This is a genomic window from Kitasatospora sp. NPDC006697 (assembly GCF_042869935.1).
Lineage (GTDB): Bacteria > Actinomycetota > Actinomycetes > Streptomycetales > Streptomycetaceae > Kitasatospora.
Genome location: NZ_JBIAGU010000014.1, coordinates 216,137 through 231,778, shown reverse-complemented (window position 1 = coordinate 231,778; position 15,642 = coordinate 216,137). Strand labels below are relative to the sequence as shown.

Sequence of the window (15,642 nt, the reverse complement as noted above, 5' to 3'; positions counted from 1 at the left end):
GGTGTTGTCCTCGGGCATCAGGTACGGCGCCGAGGCGTACCAGTTGCTGCTCAGCGCACCGGTGGCGGCGACGGTGGACGCCGCCTGCGCCGAGGTACCGGTGGCGAAGCTCGCCACGGTGCCGGCCAGCAGGCCGAGCGCGGCCACCGCGCCGATCGCGGTGGAGCGGCGGCGCCGGGCGCTGCCGGCGGCTTCGGGGGTGGGGCGGAGCTGTGCGCGTTCCATGACGGGAACCTCTCCGGTGACGAAGGCTGTGGGGGCCGTCCGCGCGGCCTGCGGGGGAGCGGGGACGGGTGGGGGCACGCGGTCGCTGTGGGGACGACCGCGTGCCCAACAAAATGGACTAGACCAACCGTCAGGTCAAGGGTCGGTCCGCGCTCTTAAGGCTTCGTTGAGAGAAGGAGGGCGGACCGGCCGGGGGTGTCAGTGCAGGTAGTCGGTGATCCCGGCGGGCTTCAGCCCGGCCGCCCGGGCCGCCGTCAGGGCCCGCTGCAGGTCGCTCGCCAGGGTGTCGGTGAAGTGCATGATCACCACGTCGCCGGGCAGCAGCCGGCCGCCGTGGTAGACGTTCGAGGCGCCCGAGGTGAAGTCCGCGGTGGCGGTCAGCACGGTGCGCATGCCGCAGTCGGCGGCGGCCTGCAGGGTGGCCGCGTTGTAGGCGAAGTACGGCGGGCGGAAGATCGTCGGCGCCACCCCGTAGGTCTTCAGGTCGAAGTCCCGGGCGCCGCAGATCTCGGCCTGCTGCTCGGCCGGCGAGAGCGTGGTCAGGTCGCGGTGCGAGACGGTGTGGTCCTGGATCGAGGAACCGGGCACCGCGGTCACCTGGCGGAAGTAGTCCGGCTGGAAGCCGGAGGGCATCGGCAGCGGGAAGGCGGTGATCGGCAGCTCGTTGGCGGCGATGAACCGGGCCGCCTCCGGGGTCCGGTACCAGCCGTCGTCGATGGTGAAGAAGACCACCTGGTCGCTGGTCGGCACGGACCAGGTGGCCCGGGCCGGGTCCGGCGCCGGGCCGTCCAGCTCCACGTCGTCGGCGCTGTAGGCGCCCTGGCCGTCCCAGCCGTGCAGGTAGAGGGTGACCGAGGAGACGTTCGCCCCGGTGGTGAAGCCGGTGCTGAGCTACTGCCAGCCGCCGCCGGTGCTCGCGGTCCAGGCCGGCGGCACGTCGTAGCCGGAGCCGGTGGCGCCGAGGTGGACGTAGCTGCCGCGGACCCACGCGGAGACGGTGTAACGGGTGTTGGGGCGGACCGAGACGGTCTGGTCGCACTCGCCGGTGCTGCTGGTGGAAGCCGGCGTGACGAGCAGCGCGGCGGAGCCGCTGTGGGCGGCGGTGGTGACGGCGGCCTCGCCCGGCGCGCAGTTCCAGCCGGGGATCGAGCCGGCGTCGGCCAGCGGCAGGGTGGGGATCTCGAAGCCGGGGTCGGTGGCCAGGTTGACCACCGGCAGCGGATCGGCCCGGGCGCTCGGTGCGGCCAGGCCCAGCAGGGCGAGGGCGGTGGCGGCGGTGACGGCGGCGGCCGTGCGCAGCACGGAAGACACGGGGGCACTCCAAGGCGTGTGGGGGTGACGGGCGCGAGGGTGGGGTGTGGGGAGCCGCGGGCCGCCGCACGCGGGCCCGAGAGCCACACAATGGACTGGACCAGACAGCCCGTCAAGGGGATGGGGTGTAGACGCACCATGCCGTGACGGAGCGTCAGAACGCCACGAAACGGGACGAGTTCGTTGTCGGTCTCAGCCGAGGTAGAGCGCCTCGATGTCGGCCGCGTAGCACTGCGCGATGGCCTGCCGGCGCAGCTTCAGCGAGGGCGTCAGCAGCCCCTGCTCGACGGTGAACTCCCCGGGCAGCAGCCGGAAGGCGCGGATCGACTCGGCCCGCGAGACGGCGGTGTTGGCGGAGGCCACCGCGCGCTGGATCTCCGCGTGCAGCTCCGCGTCGTCCAGCGCCGCCCAGTCGCCGGCCGGCACCTGCCGGCGGGAGAGCTGCCAGTGCGCCAGCGCCCGCTGGTCCAGGGTGATCAGCGCCGCGATGTAGGGCCGGTTGTCGCCCACCACCAGGCACTGGGCGATCAGCGGGTGCGCCCGGACCCGCTCCTCCAGCGCGGAGGGCACCAGGTTCTTGCCGCTGCTGGTGACGATCAGCTCCTTCTTGCGCCCGGTGATGGTCAGATAGCCGTCCTCGTCCAGGCTGCCCAGGTCGCCGGTGGCCAGCCAGCCGTCGCGCAGCGCCTCGGCCGTGCAGCGCGGGTGGTTGAGGTAGCCGGCGAAGACGGCCGGGCCGCGCACCCAGACCTCGCCGTCCGCGCCGATCGCCACCCCGGCGCCGGGGACCGGGCGGCCCACCGTGCCGAACTTCGGCCGGTCCACCGGGTTGGCGGTGGCCGCGCCGGTGGTCTCGGTCAGGCCGTAGCCCTCGTAGACCGTCATCCCGGCGCCGGCGAAGAAGAGGCCGAGGTCGCGGCGGAGCGCCGAGCCGCCGCACATCACATTGCGCAGCCGGCCGCCGAACGCGGCCCGGACCTTCTGGTAGACCAGCTTCTCGAAGGCCAGGTGACGCACCCGCAGACCCGGCCCCGGCCCCGGGCCGTGCCCCAGGCCGCGCCGCTCGGTGGCCCGGGCCCAGCCGCGCGCGACCCGCACCGCCTGCTCGAACTGCTCGCCGCGGCCCTGGCTCTCGGCCGCCCCCCGGGCCGCGTCGTAGAGCCGTTCGAAGACGTACGGCACCGCGTGCATCGAGGTCGGCCGGAACGAGGCCAGGGCGGGCAGCAGCGCGTCGGCCCGCAGTTCCGACAGGTGGCCCAGCCGGATGCCGCCGCGCACCGCGGCCACCTGCACCATCCGTCCGTAGACGTGCGCCAGCGGCAGGAAGAGCAGTGCGGCGGCCTGCTCGCCGGGCGGGCTGAACGCCCGCTCCCAGCCGGCCAGCACGTTGTCCGCCTCGGCGGTGAAGTTGCCGTGGGTGAGCAGGCAGCCCTTGGGGCGGCCGGTGGTGCCGGAGGTGTAGATCACGGTGGCCACGGTCTCCGCCGTGACGGCCAGGCGCTGACGGTGCACCAGCGCCTCCGGCACCCGGGCGCCCTGCTCGGTGAGGATGCGCACGCAGTCCCGGTCCAGCTGCCAGATGCCGGTGAGCGCGGGCAGCGCGTCGCAGACCGCGCCGACCGTCATCGCGTGGTCCTCGTGCTCCACCACGCAGGCCACCGCGCCGGTCTCGGCCAGGATCCAGCGCACCTGCTCGGGTGCGGCGGTGGGGTAGACCGGCACCGGGATGGCGCCGAGCGACCAGAGCGCGTAGTCGAAGAGGGTCCACTCGTACCTGGTCCTGGACATCACCGCGACCCGGTCGCCGAACCGCACGCCGTTCGCCAGCAGGCCCTTGGCCAGTCCCAGCACCTCGTCCCGGAAGCGCGCCGCGCTGACCGGCCGCCAGGGCCCGTCGGCGCCCGCCGCGCGGCGGGAGAACTGCTCCAGGGCGGGGGTGAGTTCGGCGGTGGCGAAGACCGAGTCGGCGAGCCCGCCGGCCGCGGGCTCGGCCAGCGCCGGGGTGCTCTGCTCGCGCACGGTCTGCGGCCCTCCCGCCGGACAGCCCGGAACCGGCCGGTGGTTCGCCCGCCGACCCACCGTGACCCGGCCGAAGCCCGGATGCGACGGTATCGGAATCCCCGCCGCGCTGCCCAGAGCAGCGCGAATTCCCCCTGGAACGGGCACCTTTGAGGGTGCGGTGTGCCAGGGGTCATGCGCATGCCGACAACTGTTCAGGAACGATCTGACACAGGCGGCCAAACGTGAGGAATCAGGTAGTAAGCTCGCGCAGATCCACCGACCGGGCAGCCCAGCCCGAACGGCGTGAGCCCACCTGACCGAGGACTCCATGCGACTGCGCCGCAGCTCGATCCGCGCGAAGATCATCGCGCTGCTCCTGGTGCCCATCGTGGCGCTGGTCGCCCTGTGGGCGTACGCGACCATGGTCACCACCGGCGACTTCTGGCAGCAGCTCAAGGTGGCCTCCACCTACCGGACCTTCGGCACCCCGGTCGACCAGGTGGCCCGGGACCTGCAGCAGGAGCGCCGGACCGCGGTGATCCGGCTGGCCCGGCCCGGCGCCTCCGGCGTCCAGGACGACTACCTGAAGGCCCAGCAGACCACCGACTCCGACGTGCTGCTGCTGGAGCAGCGGGCGGCCGGCCCGGACAGGGGCAAGCTCAACGGCGACGAGCGGGCCAAGCTGCAGGCCATGGTGCAGGCGCTGGGGACCCTCCAGGCGCTGCGCGGCCAGGTCGGCCAGTCCACCATCACCTGGGAGTTCGCGAGCACCCGCTACAGCGACCTGATCCGGCCCTCCTTCGAGTTCCGCTCCGCCTTCGTCACCCAGCAGAGCGGCCAGATCCCGCGCCAGGGCACCGTGCTGATCGAGCTGGCCCGGGCCCGCGAGTACCTCTCCCAGGAGGACGCGGCGATGGCCGGCCTGCTCGCCACCGACCAGCCGTCCTTCCCCGACTACCAGGCCGTGCTGGATCCGATGCACAACCAGCAGGCCCTCTTCACCGTCTACCTGGCCGAGCTGGACGAGCCCGACCGCAGCGACTACCAGGCGCTGCGCGGCGGCAGCGACTGGCAGCTGCTGGACCTGGCCGAGCGCGAGTTCCAGAGCGCCAACTCCCCGTCCGACGTGCGGCAGACCGTCTCCGAGGCGCGCTGGACCAGCACCGCCGCCACGGTGCTGGGCGACCAGGCGGCCGAGAACGACAAGCTGGTCGGCGCGCTCGGCTCGCGCGCCACCTCCTACGCGATGGGCCTGCTCTGGCGCGGCCTGATCGCCGGCGCGGTCGGCCTGCTGGCGATCGTCGCCACCGTGCTGATCTCGCTGCGGATCGGCCGCGGGCTGGTCCGCGAGCTGGTCGGCCTGCGCAACGCCGCCAACGAGCTGGCCGGCGCCCGGCTGCCCTCGCTGATGCGCCGGCTGCGCGACGGGGAGCCGGTCGACATCGCCCACGAGGTGCTGGAACTCGACTTCGGCGACGCCGAGATCGGACAGGTCGGGCGGGCCTTCAACGAGGTGCAGCGGACCGCCGTCGAGGCCGCCGTCGAACAGGCCGAGCTGCGCCGCGGCGTCTCCGCGGTCTTCGTCAACCTGGCCCGCCGCTCCCAGGTGCTGCTGCACCGCCAGCTGACCCTGCTGGACACCATGGAGCGCCGCACCGAGGACCCGGGTGAGCTGGAGGACCTGTTCAAGCTCGACCACCTGACCACCCGCATGCGGAGGCACGCCGAGGGCCTGATCATCCTCTCCGGCGGCTCGCCCGGCCGGGCCTGGCGCAAGCCGGTGCGGATGGTGGACGTGGTCCGGGCCGCCGTCGGCGAGGTCGAGGACTACGCCCGGGTGATCGTGCGGCCGTTCCCCGGCACCGGACTGCTCGGCAGCGCGGTCGCCGACGTCACCCACCTGATCGCCGAACTGGTCGAGAACGCCGCGGTGTTCTCCCCGCCGCAGACCCAGGTCACGGTGCAGGGCGAGGTGGTGGCGCACGGCTTCGCGCTGGAGATCGACGACCGCGGGCTGGGCCTGAGCGAGCAGGCGCTCGCCGAGATCAACGAACGGCTGGACGTGGAGCAGCCGTTCGACCTGGCCGACACCGACCGGCTGGGACTGTTCGTGGTCAGCCGGCTGGCCCGCCGGCACGGCATCAAGGTGAGCCTGCGGGCCTCGCCCTACGGCGGCACCACCGCCGTGGTGCTGATCCCGCGCGAGCTGCTGGCCGAGGTGCCGGGCCAGCAGCAGACCCCGGCGCCGGCCGCGCCGGGGGTCGAGCCGCCCAAGGAGCGCGAGCTGGTCGCGGTGGCCGGCGGGGCGCCGGCCGGCGGTCCGCGGCGGGTCCGGCCGCGCGGGCCGCAGCGCCAGGTCACCGGTCCGCAGCCGGCCGGCGCCGAGCCGGCCCGCAGCCCCGGCGGGCTGCCGCGGCGGCGGGCGGCGGGCGGTCCGGTGCTGGTGCCCTCGACGGGCTCCGGCGGGACCGGGCGGCACCGGCGGGCGGAGACCCCGGCGGAGTCCGGGCCCGTGCTGGTGCCGGAGCCGGCGGATGTGCCGGAACCCGCGGCCGCGCCGGAGCGCGCGGCCTCGGCCCCGCCGGAGCCCGCCGCCGCGCAGCGTCCGGCCGCCGGGCTGCTGCCGCGCCGGGTCAAGCAGGCCAACCTGGCACCGCAGTTGAGGGGCGAGCGGACCGAGCGGGAGCGCCCGGAGCCGGTCGCCGAACGCTCACCCGAGGAGGCCAGGGCCGCCTTCAGCTCCTTCCAGCGCGGGTTCAGCCGGGGCCGCGCGGAACCCGATCGCCCGGCTCCCCGGGCACCGGCGCCGGTCGTGCGGGCCGCGCCGTTCCCGGACCACAGCAGACGGGCGATCACCCCGCCCCCCGTACCGCCGGCCCTGCCGGCCTCCCCTCAACCGGCTCCACCTGCGGAAGGACCTGATCGATGACCGCGATGACGCACCAGGGCGGCGACCTCAACTGGCTTCTGGACGACCTGGTGGGACGGGTCGCCTCGCTGCGGCACGCGGTGATCCTGTCCGGCGACGGGCTGGCCACCGCCGCCTCGGGCGGTCTGAACCGTGAGGACGCCGAGCACCTGGCCGCCGTGGCGGCCGGCTTCCACAGCCTGGCCAAGGGCGCGGGCCGGCACTTCGACGTGGGCGGCGTGCGGCAGACCATGGTCGAACTGGACGACGCCTTCCTCTTCATCACCGCGGCCGGCGACGGCAGCTGCCTGGCCGTGCTGAGCGACGCCGACTCCGACATCGGCCAGATCGCCTACGAGATGGCGCTGCTGGTCAAGCGGGTCGGCGAGCACCTGGCCGCCGAGCCGCGGTACCCGGCCGGATGACCGCCGACAGAGAGCTGCCGCCGCCCGCCGAGCCGGAGGTCCCGGAGGAGCCCGAGGACCGCTGGTTCGACGACGAGGCGGGCCCGGTGGTGCGGCTGTTCTCGATGACCCGGGGGCGCGCCCGCCCCGTCGGCGACACCTACTTCGACCTGATCTCCATGGTGTCGGCCCGCCGGCCCGAGGACCTGGACCCGACCGAGCCGCTGCCGGCGCTGCACCCCGAGCACCACGCGCTGCTCGACCTGTGCGCCGGCGCGCCGCTCTCGGTCGCCGAGCTTGGTTCCTTCACCGACCTGCCGGTCAGCGTGGTGCGGGTACTGCTCGGCGATCTGCACGACGCCGGCCTGGTCGACGTCACCCGACCCGTCGCGCCCGCCGAACTGCCGGACGAGCGCCTGCTGCGAGATGTGATCAATGGCCTCCGTGCACTCTGACCACCCGTCGGCCCCCGGCCTGCCCGGCGCGCCCGCGGTGGCGCTGAAGATCCTGGTGGCCGGCGGCTTCGGGGCCGGCAAGACCACCCTGGTCGGCGCCGTCAGCGAGATCCGGCCGCTGCGCACCGAGGAGCGGCTGAGCGAGCTGGGCCGGCCGGTGGACGACACCTCGGCGGTGGCCGGCAAGCGGACCACCACGGTGGCGATGGACTTCGGCCGGATCGACATCCGGCCCGGGCTGGCGGTCTACCTCTTCGGCACGCCCGGGCAGGACCGGTTCTGGTTCGTCTGGGACGAGTTGGCGCGCGGCGCGCTCGGCGCGGTGGTGCTCGCCGACACCCGGCGGCTGGCCGACTGCTTCCCCTCGGTGGACTTCTTCGAGCAGCGCGGCATCCCGTTCCTGGTCGCGGTGAACTGCTTCGAGGGGGCCGAGGTGTTCGAGGCCGAGGACGTCCGGGCCGCGCTCGACCTGCCCGAGCGGGTGCCGGTGCTGCTCTGCGACGCCCGGCGGCGGGAGGACGGCAAGGAACTGCTGGCCAGGCTGGTGGAGCACGCCATGGAGGCGGTGCGGGCGGGCACGGCGGGGATCGCCGGCGGGATCGCGCACTGACCGGTCACCGATCTGTCGGTGACCGATTGATTACCCCCGGCATGGATCGCGCCGCCGGGATCTGCTTCAATGGGCGCATGCAGATTCCCGTGGACAGCAGCCGAGGTCATCAGGACCTCGAGCCGTTCTGGCCGTCCCGGCAGCCGCATCTCTTCGACCAGACCTGTCCGGGTTCGCCCCGCGCGTCCCGGCTCGCCCACCGCTGAGTTCTGAGGTTCATCCACCTCACGGCGGTGCGGACCGCTGAGTCCCCCGACGCGCAGACGACGACCACCCGATTCGTTGCGCGCGAAAGAGCTGCCCATGTCTACTTCTCCGGCCACCCTGACCCCGCCCGCCGCCACCCCGCACCTGCGTGCCCTGCGCGCGGTCGGCGACGACCACCGGCGCGCCGCGCCGCGCCTCGCCCCCGTTCCTCCCACCCCCGCTCCCGCCCCCGCGCCTGCTCCCGCCCCCGCCGTCGACCTGCTGGACGCGCTGCCGGCCGGCGCCACCGTGGTCGCCGCGCTCCCGCAGTCCGCCCTGACCCAGGGCCTGCTCGCCCAGTACGGCGCCCAGTTGGGCGTCCGGGCGGACGAGCCGGGGGCGGCGGCCCGGCCGATGGTCGGCTACCTGGTGCTGGTGCCCGCCGAGTCGGTGCCGGGCGCCGGGCCACAGCCGGCCCCGGCCTCCGGCGCCGAGCGCCCGTCCGCTCCGGCCGCCCGCGGCATCAGCGTCGACCTGGAGCGGCGCAACGCCTACGTGGACGGCCAACTGCTCGACCTCACCTACCTGGAGTTCGAGTTGCTGGCCCACCTGACCCAGCACCCGCAGCGGGTGCACACCCGGGACCATCTGGTCACCGCGGTCTGGGGGTACGGCCACGTCGGCGACGGCCGCACCGTGGACGTCCATGTCGCCCGGTTGCGGCGCAAGTTGGGCGCGGCGCACCGGGGGAGCATCGTGACCGTCCGGCGGGTGGGCTACAAGTACACGCCCGGTGCCAGGGGCTGAGGTATCGTCAGAGCAAGATCCAGGTCCGGCCCCTGAGCAGCAGGGGCCGGACCTCGGCCTTTTCCCGCCGGGCTGGGCCTCTCCCGCCGGGCCGGGGCCCTGTCCCGGCCCGGCGGCCGGTCAGCCCGGCCGCTGCTCGGGCGGGAGCAGCAGCACCCGCAGCGCCGCCGCGCAGCCGTGCGCCTCGCGCAGCACCGCGGCGAACCGCTCCTTGGGCAGCTGCTCGGGCGTGCCGCGCACGGCCAGGGCGAACCGGGCCTGCCCGGCGACGTCCAGCACCGGCACCGCCAGGCTGCGCACGCCGGGCGCCGACTCGCCGTCGTTGATCGCGAAGCCGGCCGCCTGGACCCGGGCCAACTCGGCACGCAGGGCGGCAGGGTCGGTGATCGTCCGGTCGGTGAAGGCGGTCAGCTCCGGCTCCGGCTCGGACCAGTCGGCGAGCTCCGGCCAGGCCAGCAGCACCTTGCCGAGCGCCGTGGAGTGCAGCGGGCGGCGCAGGCCCAGGCCGGTGTCCGGCCGGACCGAGCCGCCGACCAGGATCAGCGCGTGCCCGCCGCTGCGGATCGCCAGATCGGCGGTGGCCCCGGTGCGCCGGGCCAGCACCGCCAACTCCGGCCCGGCCAGGTGGAGTCCGCGCTGGTGGAAGCTGAGCTGGCCGAGCTCGGCGACGGCCGGGCCGAGCCGGTAGCGGTTGGTCAGGTGGTCCTGCTCCAGGAACTCCATGCTCAGCAGGGTGCGGGCCAGCCGGTGCGCGGTGGAGACGGTCAGGCCGGTGCGACGGGCCAGTTCGGAGGCGCTGAGGTCCGGTCCGTTGTCCTGGAAGCTGTGCAGCAGTCCGAGAGCGCGCTGCACGGCACGCGCTCCGGCGGGCGCGCCACGTCCGGTGACATCGGTCATGCTTCCCAGGATATGGGAGTGATCACTGCCGGAATGTGTCAGCGGCATTGCACTGCCATGGCTTTGATGAACAATCGCTCCCACCATGTGGCAAGGCTTGCCCCGGCCGGGGAGCGCGTGGAACGCTCGCAGCACCGCACCGGAGGAGCCGAGAGGAGCAGCGCCATGACCGCCACCGCCGCTGCCGCCCGCCGCCCGGTGCGCCGCTGTTGTCGAGGCCTGCTCGCGCGCTGATCCGGCGCCGCTCGCCCGTTCTCCCCTCTTCCCCTTTCTCGCGGTGCTCCGCGCCGCGTTCCCGCACCCTGCCGAGAGGCCTGCTCCGCCATGCCCGCGCCGCACCACCCCGACACCCTCTGGTTCACCCGTTGCCCGGTGCCGACCGCCACCGGCATCGCCGCCGACCGCGGCAGCCTGGCCGCCGAGTTCGCCGCCGACGGCATCGCCGTCCGCTCGCTGCAGGACCTGCCCCCCGGGCAGGCCGGCGACCACCACTACACCCACGCGCTGCCCGGCCTGTTCCGCGAGGGCGGCAACGTGCCCGCGCTCTGGGCCCGTTCGCGCGGCGAGCGGACCAGGCTGATCGGCCTGACCTGGATCGAGGAGCGCCAGGTGGTGCTGGTCCGGGCGGGCAGCGGACTGCGCGGACCGGAGGCGCTGCGCGGACTGCGGCTGGCCGTGCCGAAGCACCGAATCGCCATCGACTTCTGGCAGGCGATGGCGCTGGCCGGGTTCACCGGGGCGCTCGCCGCGGGCGGCCTGATCCTGGCCGACGCCACCCTGGTCGAGGTGCCGGCCGAGCCCGGCGCCGGCCAGTGGACCGCCGAACTCGCCGCGCTGCGCGAGGGCCGGGTGGACGCCGTCTATGCCAAGGGCGCCCTCGCCGTGGAGGCCGCCGCCGCGTACGGCGCCGAGGTCGCCGTGGAGCTGGACCGGCTGCCGGACCGCACCCACCGGGTGAACAACGGCACCCCGCGCCCGGTGACGGTCCACCAGGACCTGCTGGACCAGGCGCCCGAGCTGGTGGTCCGGTTCCTCGCCACGCTGATCGAGGCCGCCGACTGGGCCGCCGCCCACCCGGCCGAGGTGGCCCGGATCCTGGCCGCCGAGACCGGCGCGGGCGCCACCGGAGTGGCCGGCGCCTACGCGGAGGGCAGCCACCGCACCCTGCACCTGGACCTCACCCCCGACCGCCTCGACCTGCTCGCCCGGCAGGAACGGCTGCTGCGCGCGCACGGCTTCCTGGCCGCGCCCGTCCCCGTCGCCGACTGGGCCGACCCCGAACCCCTGCGCGCGGCCCGCGATCTGGCCGCCCGCCGCCGCTGAACCACCCCACTGGAGCCACGCCATGCACCTCGCCAAGCCCGTCACCGCCCGGCCCGTCATCGTCCTGGCCGCCGCCCTCGCCGCCACCGCGCTCACCGCCTGCTCCTCCTCGTCCGGGCACGGCTCCGGCGGCTCCGACGCCGCCACCGTCACCCTCCGGATCCCCGACCCCGGCAACTCCGGGGTGCTCGCCCTGGGCAAGAAGGACGGCTCGCTCGACAAGGCGCTGGCCGCCGTGCACGCCAAGGTGGCCTGGACCGGCAGCGCCGGCCCGTTCGCGCCCGCCGCGCAGGAGTTGAACGCCGGCCAGCTGGACGTGGCGCAGGGCTCGATCACCTCCGCGGTCACCGCGCTGGCCGCCAAGCCCGGCTTCAAGCTGTTCGCCGCCACCGAGCCGGACCCGGTCGGCGAGGGCATCCTGGTCAAGGACGGCTCGCCGATCGCCTCGGTCAAGGACCTGGTCGGCAAGAAGGTGGCGGTCAACCAGGGCGGCACCGGCGAGTACCTGCTGCTGCGGGCGCTGGCCGAGGCGGGCATCTCGCCGGACCAGGTGCAGCGGGTCTACCTGCGGCCCGACCAGTCCGCACCGGTCTTCAACTCCGGCCAGGTGGACGCCTGGGCGACCTGGAGCAGCTACGCCGTCTCGGCGCTGGCCGACTCCGGCGCGCACTTCCTGGCCAACGGCAAGGCGCTCGGCTCCGACAACTACAGCGTCTGGGCGGTGCGCACCGCCTTCGCCGAGCAGCACCCCGAGGCGACCCGGGCGCTCTACCAGTACCTGCACGACAACGACGCCAAGGCCAAGGCCGACCCGGCGGGCTACCTCAACGTCTTCACCGAGGCCGGCCCGCAGGCCGTCACCGGGAAGAAGAAGGAGATCAGCATCGACTTCGGCCGGCAGGCCGGAGTGGACCAGCCGATCGACGAGGCGGTGGCCGCCCGGTTCGACCGGGTCGCCGCCTTCTACGCCGCGCAGCAGATCACCAAGGACCAGGTCGCCGTCAAGCCCAACCTGCTGGACGTCAACTCGCTGCCGGGCGGCACCCGATGAGCACCCTGGTCACGCCCCGGGTGCACCTGCCCCGACCGCGCCCGCGCGGGGTCTCGCTGGCGCTGCGGGCGCTCGGGCCGCTGGCGCTGCTCGGCCTGTGGAGCGGGGCCTCGGCGAGCGGGCTGCTCACGCCCGACGTGCTGGCCTCGCCGGCCGGGGTGCTGCGCGCGGTCGGCGAGCTGTGGGACAGCGGGCAGTTGGGCGATGCGCTGACCGTCTCGCTGACCCGCTCCGGCCTCGGCCTGCTCTTCGGCCTGGCCGCCGGGCTGCTGCTCGGCACCGTCACCGGGCTCTCCCGGCTCGGCGAGGAACTGCTGGACTCGCCGATGCAGGTGCTGCGCACCGTGCCGTTCCTGGCCCTGGTGCCGCTCTTCATGGTCTGGTTCGGCATCAACGAGACCGCCAAGGTGGTGATCATCGCGGTGGCCACCACCTTCCCGATGTACGTCAACACCGCGCAGGGCGTGCGCAGCACCGACCGCAAGCTGATCGAGGCGGTGCGCTCCTTCGGCCTGGGCCGGATCGCGCTGGTCCGCGAGGTGGTGCTGCCGGCCGCGCTGCCCTCGCTGCTGGCCGGGCTGCGGCTCTCCATGACGCTCAGCGTGATCGCGCTGATCGCCGCCGAGGAGATCAACTCCACCGCCGGGATCGGCTATCTGATGACCCAGGCGCAGAACTACGCGCGCACCGACATCCTGGCCGTCTGCATCCTGGTCTACGGGCTGCTCGGCCTGCTGGCCGACCTGCTGGTCCGGCTGCTCGAGCGGGTGCTGATGCCCTGGCGCGCGGCAGGGGGAAGCCGATGACCGCCGCCGTGCGACTGACCGGGCTGCGCCGCGAGTTCAACGGGCGGGCGGTGCTGGACGGGATCGACCTGGAGCTGGAGCAGGGCGAGTTCCTGGCCCTGCTCGGGGCCAGCGGCACCGGCAAGACCACCCTGCTGCGGATCCTCGGCGCGCTGGACCGCCCGGACGGCGGCACCGTGCTGGTGCCGCAGGCCCGCACCGTGGTCTTCCAGGAGCCCCGGCTGGTGCCGTCCAAGCGGGTGCTGGCCAATGTGCTGATCGGCCTGGAGCGCGGGCCGAGGAGCGAGCTGACGGGTCGTCAGGCGCTTGCCGAGGTCGGCCTGGAGCGGCACGCCGAGGCCTGGCCCGGCACCCTCTCCGGCGGCGAGGCGCAGCGCGCCGCGCTCGCCCGGGCACTCGTCCGAAAGCCCGAACTCCTGCTGCTGGACGAGCCGTTCGCCGCCCTGGACGCGCTCACCCGGCTGCGGATGCAGGACCTGGTCGGCGAGCTGTGCCGCCGGCACCGGCCCGCCGTGCTGCTGGTCACCCACGACGTGGACGAGGCCGTGCGGCTCGCCGACCGGGTGGCCGTGCTGCGCGAGGGCCGGCTGGTCCGCGACGAGCGGGTCGCCGTCTCCCGGCCGCGCGACCCGGCCGACCCCGAATTCGCGGCGCTGCGCCGCCGCCTGCTGACCGATCTCGGCGTGCCGAGCGCCGCCACCCTGGAAGGAATCGTCGAATGACCGTCACCCTGGGCGTCCACCGGAGCAACCCCTCGCTCTACTACCTCTCCCGGCTCGACTACCTGGACGAGGAGTTGGCGAAGATCGGGGAGCAGGGCCGGTTCCACCACTACAGCGACGGCACCCGCACCGGCGCGCTGCTCGCCGAGGGCGTGATCGACCTCGGCGGCACCGGCTCGACCCCGCCGATCACCGCCCAGGCGGCCGGCCACGACCTGGTCTACACGGCCGTCTCCGCCCCGCGCCCCGACCACGGCGCGCTGCTGGTGCTCGCCGACGGACCGGTGCAGCGGATCGCCGACCTCAAGGGCCGCACCGTGGTGCTGGGCATCGGCTCCTGGCAGACCCACCTGCTGGCCAAGGCACTGCACCGGGCCGGGCTGAGCTACCGCGACTCGATCACCGCCGAGCGCCCGGCCGGCGACGAGGCCGAGCGGCTGCGCACCGGCGCGATCGGCGGCTGGATCGCGCAGGGCGCCGAGCTGGAAGCCGCCCGCCGCACCGGCGAGTTCCGGGTACTGGTGCCGACCGGCGAGGTGATCAGCGACCGCTCGGTCTTCTTCGCCCGCCGCGAGTTCGCCACCGCCCACCGGGAGGCCGTCGCCGCGATCACCGCCGCACTGGCCCGGGCCGACCGCTGGGTGGCGGAGCACCTGGACGAGGCCGCCGCGCTGGCCGCCGCCGACCAGGGCGGCGAAGTCGCCGACCACCGGGCCGCGCTGGCCGCGCTGCCCTGGCAACTGGAGCCGGTCACCGCCGAGTTCATCGCCGAGCAGCAGGAGGCCGCGGACATCTTCCGGCAGGTCGGCTTCATCGAGCGCCCGGTCCTGGTCCGCGACGCCTTCCTGGAGGCCTGAGATGGCGAGCGAGTTCCTCTGGTACCTGATCCCGCGCGAGGGCGCCTACCCCTGGGAACCGGCCGGCCGGCGCCCGGTGGACCTCGGCTACCTGCAGCAACTGGCGAGCGCCGTCGAGCGGCTGGGCTTCAGCGGCGCGCTGCTGGCGACCGACCTCTACGACGTCTGGACGCTCGGCAGCGCGGTCGCCGCCGCCACCGGCCCCGGCTTCCAGCCGCTGCTCGCCGTGCACCCCGGGCTGGTCTCGCCCACCCTGCTGGCCAAGATGGCGCTCAGCTTCGAGCACCTGCACGGCCCCCGGCTGCGGTTCAACGTGGTCAACGGCTCCACCGCCCAGCTGCGCGAGTTCGGACTGGACGTGGAGCACGACGACCGCTACCGGCTCAGCGCCGAGTACTGGGGCCTGGTCAAGCGCCTCACCCGCGGCGAAGTCTTCGACCACCAGGGCGAGTTCTACCAGCTGACCGGCGCCGGGGCGAGCCTGCGCGAGCTCACCCCCAAGCGCGAGGGGCACATCCCGCTCTGGTTCGGCGGCTCCTCGGCGGCCGGTATCGAGATGGCCGCCGAGCACGTGGACGTCTACCTCACCTGGGGCGAACCGCCGCACCTGCTCAAGGAGAAGCTGGCGCTGGTCCGCGAGCGGGCCGCCGCGCACGGCCGCACGCTGCGGATCGGCCTGCGGCTGCACCTGATCGTCCGGGACACCGAGGAGCAGGCCTGGGCGGCCGCCGACCGGCTGCTGGACGTGACCAGCGAGGCCACCTACGCCCGGCAGCTCGGCGGCCGGGCCGCGGAGGACGGGGTGGGCTGGCAGCGACAGTTCCGCCAGCACGGCGGCAAGGTGCCCGCGCACGCCCGGGAGTTGGAGAGCTCACCGAACCTGTGGCCGGGGATGAGCCTGTTCCGCCCGGGCCCCGGCACCGCCGTGGTCGGCAGTGCGGCGCAGGTGGTCGAGCGGCTGCGGGAGTTCGAGGAGCTGGGGGTGGACACCTTCATCCTCTCCGGCAACCCGCTGCTGGAGGAGGCCTACCGGGTGGCGGAGACCGTCCTCCCGGCGCTGCGCGGCTGAGTTCGGCCGG

The 15,642-nt window shown here is 74.5% G+C and carries 15 protein-coding genes and 1 pseudogene; 11 read left to right on the top strand and 5 right to left on the bottom strand.

Going from position 1 to position 15,642, the window contains the following annotated elements:
- The 4 genes and pseudogenes from ACFYNO_RS21765 to ACFYNO_RS21750 form a co-directional block, all read right to left on the bottom strand.
- Positions 1–225, bottom strand: a pseudogene (locus ACFYNO_RS21765) (chitinase); the annotation flags it as partial.
- A 198-nt stretch (positions 226–423) separates the two neighbouring features.
- Complete coding sequence (locus ACFYNO_RS21760; protein WP_388014669.1) at positions 424–1,023, bottom strand: polysaccharide deacetylase family protein; 600 nt, start codon at positions 1,021–1,023, stop codon at positions 424–426.
- A gap of 93 nt (positions 1,024–1,116) precedes the next feature.
- Positions 1,117–1,536 carry a carbohydrate binding domain-containing protein gene (locus tag ACFYNO_RS21755; protein ID WP_388014666.1) on the bottom strand — a complete coding sequence of 140 codons (420 nt, stop codon included), beginning with the start codon at positions 1,534–1,536 and terminating at the stop codon, positions 1,117–1,119.
- Between the two features lie 192 nt (positions 1,537–1,728).
- Positions 1,729–3,555, bottom strand: coding sequence for an AMP-dependent synthetase/ligase (locus ACFYNO_RS21750; RefSeq protein WP_388014663.1), 1,827 nt, complete (start codon positions 3,553–3,555; stop codon positions 1,729–1,731).
- A gap of 310 nt (positions 3,556–3,865) precedes the next feature.
- Between ACFYNO_RS21750 and ACFYNO_RS21745 the strand changes: the two genes are divergently transcribed.
- The 5 genes from ACFYNO_RS21745 to ACFYNO_RS21725 all read left to right on the top strand — a co-directional run bounded on the left by ACFYNO_RS21745 (position 3,866) and on the right by ACFYNO_RS21725 (position 8,907).
- Entirely contained in the window at positions 3,866–6,466 is a 2,601-nt protein-coding gene (locus ACFYNO_RS21745; protein ID WP_388014660.1) for a nitrate- and nitrite sensing domain-containing protein, read from the top strand.
- Positions 6,463–6,870 carry a roadblock/LC7 domain-containing protein gene (locus tag ACFYNO_RS21740; RefSeq protein ID WP_388014657.1) on the top strand — a complete coding sequence of 136 codons (408 nt, stop codon included), beginning with the start codon at positions 6,463–6,465 and terminating at the stop codon, positions 6,868–6,870. The genes ACFYNO_RS21745 and ACFYNO_RS21740 overlap by 4 nt, the downstream gene beginning before the upstream one ends.
- Positions 6,867–7,304 (top strand): DUF742 domain-containing protein, encoded by a 438-nt coding sequence (locus ACFYNO_RS21735; protein ID WP_388014654.1) that lies wholly within the window; start codon positions 6,867–6,869, stop codon positions 7,302–7,304. Before ACFYNO_RS21740 ends, ACFYNO_RS21735 begins: the two co-directional genes overlap by 4 nt.
- The gene (locus ACFYNO_RS21730) at positions 7,285–7,914 is read left to right on the top strand and encodes an ATP/GTP-binding protein (protein WP_388014651.1); all 630 of its coding nucleotides are present in this window, start codon (positions 7,285–7,287) and stop codon (positions 7,912–7,914) included. Before ACFYNO_RS21735 ends, ACFYNO_RS21730 begins: the two co-directional genes overlap by 20 nt.
- 303 nt (positions 7,915–8,217) lie before the next feature.
- Positions 8,218–8,907, top strand: a complete 690-nt coding sequence (locus ACFYNO_RS21725; protein WP_388014648.1) for a winged helix-turn-helix domain-containing protein — start codon at positions 8,218–8,220, stop codon at positions 8,905–8,907.
- Positions 8,908–9,027: 120 nt separating this feature from the next.
- On the opposite strand, the gene ACFYNO_RS21720 is transcribed toward ACFYNO_RS21725, so the two are convergent.
- A complete protein-coding gene (locus ACFYNO_RS21720) occupies positions 9,028–9,804 on the bottom strand; it encodes an IclR family transcriptional regulator (protein WP_388014645.1) in 777 nt (258 codons plus the stop codon).
- A gap of 324 nt (positions 9,805–10,128) precedes the next feature.
- Between ACFYNO_RS21720 and ACFYNO_RS21715 the strand changes: the two genes are divergently transcribed.
- From ACFYNO_RS21715 to ACFYNO_RS21690, 6 genes are read left to right on the top strand one after another with little or no spacing between them, the layout of a single operon-like run.
- Positions 10,129–11,127, top strand: a complete 999-nt coding sequence (locus tag ACFYNO_RS21715) for an ABC transporter substrate-binding protein (protein ID WP_388014642.1) — start codon at positions 10,129–10,131, stop codon at positions 11,125–11,127.
- Between the two features lie 22 nt (positions 11,128–11,149).
- The gene (locus ACFYNO_RS21710) at positions 11,150–12,178 is read left to right on the top strand and encodes an NrtA/SsuA/CpmA family ABC transporter substrate-binding protein (protein WP_388014639.1); all 1,029 of its coding nucleotides are present in this window, start codon (positions 11,150–11,152) and stop codon (positions 12,176–12,178) included.
- Positions 12,175–12,984 carry an ABC transporter permease gene (locus ACFYNO_RS21705; protein ID WP_388014636.1) on the top strand — a complete coding sequence of 270 codons (810 nt, stop codon included), beginning with the start codon at positions 12,175–12,177 and terminating at the stop codon, positions 12,982–12,984. Before ACFYNO_RS21710 ends, ACFYNO_RS21705 begins: the two co-directional genes overlap by 4 nt.
- Complete coding sequence (locus ACFYNO_RS21700) at positions 12,981–13,706, top strand: ABC transporter ATP-binding protein (protein ID WP_388014633.1); 726 nt, start codon at positions 12,981–12,983, stop codon at positions 13,704–13,706. Before ACFYNO_RS21705 ends, ACFYNO_RS21700 begins: the two co-directional genes overlap by 4 nt.
- Positions 13,703–14,563, top strand: a complete 861-nt coding sequence (locus ACFYNO_RS21695) for an ABC transporter substrate-binding protein (protein ID WP_388014630.1) — start codon at positions 13,703–13,705, stop codon at positions 14,561–14,563. Before ACFYNO_RS21700 ends, ACFYNO_RS21695 begins: the two co-directional genes overlap by 4 nt.
- Before the next feature lies 1 nt (position 14,564).
- Positions 14,565–15,632: an LLM class flavin-dependent oxidoreductase gene (locus ACFYNO_RS21690; RefSeq protein WP_388014627.1), complete on the top strand. Its 1,068-nt coding sequence runs from the start codon at positions 14,565–14,567 to the stop codon at positions 15,630–15,632.
- Positions 15,633–15,642: the final 10 nt, after the last annotated feature.

Excerpts from the sequence above, each read along its gene's own strand:
- ACFYNO_RS21745 (WP_388014660.1), top strand. The coding sequence starts at position 3,866 with ATGCGACTGCGCCGCAGCTCGATCCGCGCGAAGATCATCGCGCTGCTC.
- ACFYNO_RS21740 (WP_388014657.1), top strand. The coding sequence starts at position 6,463 with ATGACCGCGATGACGCACCAGGGCGGCGACCTCAACTGGCTTCTGGAC.
- ACFYNO_RS21735 (WP_388014654.1), top strand. The coding sequence starts at position 6,867 with ATGACCGCCGACAGAGAGCTGCCGCCGCCCGCCGAGCCGGAGGTCCCG.
- ACFYNO_RS21730 (WP_388014651.1), top strand. The coding sequence starts at position 7,285 with ATGGCCTCCGTGCACTCTGACCACCCGTCGGCCCCCGGCCTGCCCGGC.
- ACFYNO_RS21725 (WP_388014648.1), top strand. The coding sequence starts at position 8,218 with ATGTCTACTTCTCCGGCCACCCTGACCCCGCCCGCCGCCACCCCGCAC.
- ACFYNO_RS21720 (WP_388014645.1), bottom strand. The coding sequence starts at position 9,804 with ATGACCGATGTCACCGGACGTGGCGCGCCCGCCGGAGCGCGTGCCGTG.
- ACFYNO_RS21715 (WP_388014642.1), top strand. The coding sequence starts at position 10,129 with ATGCCCGCGCCGCACCACCCCGACACCCTCTGGTTCACCCGTTGCCCG.
- ACFYNO_RS21710 (WP_388014639.1), top strand. The coding sequence starts at position 11,150 with ATGCACCTCGCCAAGCCCGTCACCGCCCGGCCCGTCATCGTCCTGGCC.
- ACFYNO_RS21705 (WP_388014636.1), top strand. The coding sequence starts at position 12,175 with ATGAGCACCCTGGTCACGCCCCGGGTGCACCTGCCCCGACCGCGCCCG.
- ACFYNO_RS21700 (WP_388014633.1), top strand. The coding sequence starts at position 12,981 with ATGACCGCCGCCGTGCGACTGACCGGGCTGCGCCGCGAGTTCAACGGG.
- ACFYNO_RS21695 (WP_388014630.1), top strand. The coding sequence starts at position 13,703 with ATGACCGTCACCCTGGGCGTCCACCGGAGCAACCCCTCGCTCTACTAC.
- ACFYNO_RS21690 (WP_388014627.1), top strand. The coding sequence starts at position 14,565 with ATGGCGAGCGAGTTCCTCTGGTACCTGATCCCGCGCGAGGGCGCCTAC.